We start from the raw sequence: 4,485 nt of genomic DNA, 5'->3' as shown, positions 1-4,485 counted from the left end.
GCCGCCTGGTACTGCCTGCTCGGGCCGAAGTCCGCCGAGCCGGGCGAACGCGACCTGGTGCAGGGCCCGTTCATCACGCACGACCTGCGGGAACTGGGCGTGCCCACCCCGGGGCGCACGGCGGTCGTGCACACGCGGCCCGACGGCCCGCTGACGCTGCTCGACCCGATCCACCCGTACGGCACGCGTCCGCGCCGCCCGGAGACGTACTACTCGGTCGACCTCACGCCGCACGAGACCCGGCACATCATGTCCCTGCCGAGTTCGGGCAAGGGCGCGTTCCAGGCCGCGGTGAAGCTGACCTGGCGGGTCGAGGACCCGGTGGCGTTCGTCCGGGCCGAGGCCACCGGTGTCTCCGGACTGCTGCTGGAGCATCTGCGGGGCGCGGCGGCCCCCGTCACCCGCCGCTATCCGCTGCGCCGGGCCGGTGCGGCCCAGCGGGCGGTGAACGCGGGGGTGGACGACTGGCCGGTGCCGGGTCTCGCGGTGTCGTACACCGTGCAGCTGGTCCCCGAGTGGGCGCCCGCGCCGGCCGCGGAGCCGCCGGTCCCGTCGCGACGGCGGCTGTCGGCCCTGCTCGCCGACGCCGACGCGGTACTGGTCGGGTTCGACGGGCCGCTCGCCCGGCTGTTCCCGGCGCAGACGGCGCGGGAGGCCGTGCTCGACCTGCTGTCGATCGTGGCCGATCACCGCGATCCGCAGGACGCGCTGGCGGGCCGGCCGCTGCCCGTCGCGAGCACCCCCGGCCGGGAGGCGTTCACGCATCCGCTGGACCTGCTGCGCGCCTTCGCCCACGACCGGCTCGGCCCGCTGCTGCGGGCCCGGCTCGACGACCTGGAGCTGCGTGCCGTGCCCGACGCGCCCACCACGCACCGCTCCCTCGCCCTGGTCCGCGCCCTGCACCGGTCCGGCCGCCGGGTCAGCGTGGTGACGGACGTGTCCACGCCGGCCGTGCACCGCTACCTGGAGCCCTACCGGCTGCCCCTCGCGGGCATCCACGGCCGCCGCGACGACCTCAGCCTGCTGACCCCTCATCCGGACTGTCTGCTGCGCGCCCTGCGGGTGCGCGGCACGCCGCCCCGCTCCGGCGTGCTGATCAGCTCCTCGGTCGCCGAACTCACCGCCGCCCAGCAGCTCGGCCTGCGCTTCATCGGGTACGCGCCCAGCGCGGCCGGGCGGCGCAGCCTGCGCGAGGGGGGCAGCGAGGTCACCGTCTCCTCGCTCGAACCGCTGCTGGAGGCCGCCCGCTCGCTCTGACCCGCCGACACGCCGGTACGGACCGGAAATACGCCCGTTCGGCGGCGCCCCGGGCGGGCGTGCACAGCGGGCGCCCGCTCCCGGCCCCGCGCAGGATGCGAAGAGAGCCCGCCGCATCGGGCGAGGCCCCAAGGCCCATGCACTCGGGAGGATCCGCCGTGACCGTCAGCCTGGAGCAGTTGCGCCGCTGCCACTTCGCCGTCGACCTGGGGGCGGCCCGTACCCGGGTGTACGTGAAGGGCACCGGACTGGTCGTGGACCAGCCCTCGGTCGCCGCCGTGAACACCCGCACCGGCGCGCTGATAGCCGTGGGCGAGTTCGCGGAGAAGATGACGGGGCGCACGCCGGACTACATCAGGGTCGTACGGCCCATCGCCGGCGGCACGGTGGTGGACATCGAGATGGCCCAGCGGATGCTGCGGCATCTGCTCGGCGACAAGATGCGCCGGGCGCTGCGCCGCAAGCCCCGGCTGCGGGCGGCGGCCTGTGCCCCGCACGACGCCGATCCGCTCGCCCAGCGGGCGACGATCGAGACGCTGGTCGGGCTGGGCGCGAGGAGGGTGGAGCTGGTCGACACGCTGATCGCCGCCGCCGTGGGGTGCGGGCTGCCGGTCGAGCGGCCCGAGGCGACCATGGTGATGGTGTGCGGAGCGGCGGCGACCCAGGTCGCGGTGCTCTCGCTGGGGTCCATCGTGACCGCCGAGCGGATCCCGGTGGGCGGCGAGGCCGTGGACCACGCGATCGTGCAGCACCTGCGGCACGCGCACGAGCTGATGCTGCCCACCCAGTCGGTGCGGCCGTTGCAGCTGGCCCTGTCCGGCAACGGGCTCAGCCCGCACGGCCCGGCGTCCACCGAGATCCACGGCCGGGACGTGGCGACGGGGCTCGCGCGCAGTGTGCGGGTGGACACCGCCGCCGTCCGCGACGCGATCCAGACCCCGCTGACGGCCGTGCTGGACGGCATCGGCAAGGTGCTGCGCGAGTGCCCGCCGGATCTGGTGGCCGACCTCGCCGACCGCGGGATCGTGATGGTCGGCGGCTCGGCACTGCTGCCCGGCTTCGACCAGATGCTGCGGGAGGCCACCGGGATGCCGGTGCACATCGCCGAACGCCCCGACGTGTGCGCGGCCCAGGGCCTGGGCGCGATGCTGGAGGGCCGTATCGAACCCCTGGTCCTGAACCCGTTGGCAGCCTGAGCCGGGACGCCCCCGCGGCGCCCCCGCCTCAACGCCCCAGATAGCACCGGATGGTCGTGCCCTCCGCCGCGCTGTGCGTCCGCACCAGGTCGGCCAGCAGATTGACCAGCAGCAGCCCGCGCCCGCCGCGCTGGTCACGCGATGCGGGCCGGCGGCCGGCCAGCGGGTCGGTGAGGCGGCCCTTGTCGCGGACCTCGCACAGCACGTACCCGTCCTCGGGCCACACCGTGAGCACGCCGGTACCGCCGCCGTGGATCACGCTGTTCGTGGTCAGCTCGGCGGTGATCAGCGCCAGGTTCTCCAGGGCCAGGCCGGACAGGCCCAGCCGGGCGCCGTGGTCGGTGGCCATGTGCCGGACGGCGGACAGGGAGTCCTCGTCGAAGGCGACGCCGAGCACGTCCGGGCCGGTGCCGGAGGCGGGGGCGGGCGGCAGCGGCTCGTTGTAGCGGGCGACCACGCCGTCGGGGTCGTAGGCCGCGCTGGCGCGCTCGGCGCCGGGACCGGCCGGGATGACGACCGGGTGGGTGGCGTGCGCGTCGGCGAGCGCCCGCTCGTCCAGGCGGGCGGTGTCGTACGGGCACAGGATGGTGACCTCGCGGCCCCGGAACGCCGCGTTGATCAGCGCCTCGTGCTGGGCGCAGGCCGGGTACTCGGCCGGGCTGCGGCCCGCCCAGATCGGCTCGCCGATGATCCGGACCCGGCGGCCGGGCGGCTGGGCGTCGGCGAAGGCGCGCAGCACGCCGGGGATGATCCGGCCGGGGTTGCGGCCGGCCTCCCGCATGTCCAGGAACCGGACGGCGGCGCCGTCGGCGCCCAGCTCGTCCTGGATCAGCCGCAGGTTCTCGCCGGGGACGGCGACCGCGACCGGCTCGTCCGCGGCCAGCGCCGCGCGGACGAAGGGCACGGTGCCGGCCAGGTACTCCTCCGCGTCGGCGTAGAACAGCGCGGGGTGCACGAACGGGTCCTGGGGTCCGGCCGGTGTGGTCATGACGGCACCACCTCGATGCCCGGCAGGCCGGGCCACAGCAGGTCGAGCATGCGGGGCACGGTGTCCGGCGGCCGGTCCAGCACCAGGCGCCGCCCTCCGCCGAGGCTGCGGGCGGCCTGCGCCAGCGCACCGACGCCCGCGACGTCGACGAAGGTCAGCGCGGAAAGCTCCAAGTGGTACACGTCCTCGCCCTCGCGAACGGCCCGCTCCAGCGCGCACTCCCAGATGCCGCGCGTGGGCAGGCTCACCTCGCCCGCCGCCCGGAATCCGGTCCGCCCGGCCAGCGGGCGCACGTCGAGCCGCGGCACCGCGGGCGTCGGCACGGCGACGGCCGGCAGCGGCCACGCCGGCTCGGGTCCGCTCATGTCGCCTCCCAGCCGCACGGGTACATGAAGGAACAGTATGCGCCTCGCTCCTCCCTCTCGGGTGTGGGTCCGGGTGTCGGGGGCAGGCGAAGGTCTGACGACGAACTGCGGAGCGGGACGAGTGACATGACCTCAGCGGCACGCGCAGCGCGCACCGGGCGGCCGGCCCTCCTGGCCGTCGACGGCCGTACGGAGGGCGACCGGGTGCTGCTGACCGCGCGCGGCGAGCTGGTGCACGGCGCCACGGACACCCTCACCGGGGCGCTGGCGGCCCTGCCGGCGGGCGTCGCCCGGGTCGACGTGGACGTGTCGGGGGTGACCTTCCTGGACACGGCGGGCCTGGCGGTCCTGGACGTGCTGAGCGAGTACGGCCGCCGGCACGGCGTACCGGTGCGGGCCACCGGCTGGCGGGGGCAGCCGCGCCGGGTGCTGGAACTGGTGGGCGTGGACCCCGCGGACACGCCGGCCTCCGCGGACGCCCCGGATGCCGCCGGCCCGTCCGCCCGCGCCGGGTCCGCGGTGGCCCGGGAGCGGGCCGAGCAGCTGGACGTGCTGCGGCTGGAGATCGAGCAGCTGCGGCACGCGATGGACTCGCGCCCGGTGATCGACCAGGCACGCGGGATCCTGATGGCGGCGCACGCGTGCACCCCGGAGCAGGCGTGGGAGATCCTGCGGGACG

The 4,485-nt window shown here is 76.0% G+C and carries 5 protein-coding genes; 3 read left to right on the top strand and 2 right to left on the bottom strand.

The window, feature by feature from the left end; genetic code table 11:
- Nucleotides 1-1,257: HAD family hydrolase (locus tag CCN44_RS22030; RefSeq protein WP_143649903.1), on the top strand; the 1,257-nt coding region annotated here is incomplete at its 5' end.
- Between the two features lie 158 nt (nt 1,258-1,415).
- Nucleotides 1,416-2,453: a rod shape-determining protein gene (locus CCN44_RS22025; protein WP_059249318.1), complete on the top strand. Its 1,038-nt coding sequence runs from the start codon at nt 1,416-1,418 to the stop codon at nt 2,451-2,453.
- 28 nt (nt 2,454-2,481) lie between these two features.
- Here CCN44_RS22025 and CCN44_RS22020 read toward each other — a convergent pair whose 3' ends face one another.
- Together CCN44_RS22020 and CCN44_RS22015 are read right to left on the bottom strand one after the other, a co-directional pair.
- On the bottom strand, nt 2,482-3,441 hold the full coding sequence (locus tag CCN44_RS22020) for a sensor histidine kinase (RefSeq protein WP_086698862.1): 960 nt from the start codon (nt 3,439-3,441) through the stop codon (nt 2,482-2,484).
- Nucleotides 3,438-3,806, bottom strand: coding sequence for an STAS domain-containing protein (locus CCN44_RS22015; RefSeq protein ID WP_059254961.1), 369 nt, complete (start codon nt 3,804-3,806; stop codon nt 3,438-3,440). The genes CCN44_RS22020 and CCN44_RS22015 overlap by 4 nt, the downstream gene beginning before the upstream one ends.
- Before the next feature lie 126 nt (nt 3,807-3,932).
- Here CCN44_RS22015 and CCN44_RS22010 point away from each other — a divergent pair.
- Nucleotides 3,933-4,485, top strand: a 553-nt coding sequence (locus CCN44_RS22010) for an ANTAR domain-containing protein (RefSeq protein WP_086698864.1), incomplete at its 3' end; no start/stop codon positions are given.

It is taken from the genome of Streptomyces tricolor, from assembly GCF_002155905.1.
GTDB lineage: Bacteria > Actinomycetota > Actinomycetes > Streptomycetales > Streptomycetaceae > Streptomyces > Streptomyces tricolor.
This window is presented reverse-complemented; position numbering and strand designations above follow the sequence as displayed.

Excerpts from the sequence above, each read along its gene's own strand:
- CCN44_RS22020 (WP_086698862.1), bottom strand. The coding sequence starts at position 3,441 with ATGACCACACCGGCCGGACCCCAGGACCCGTTCGTGCACCCCGCGCTG.
- CCN44_RS22015 (WP_059254961.1), bottom strand. The coding sequence starts at position 3,806 with ATGAGCGGACCCGAGCCGGCGTGGCCGCTGCCGGCCGTCGCCGTGCCG.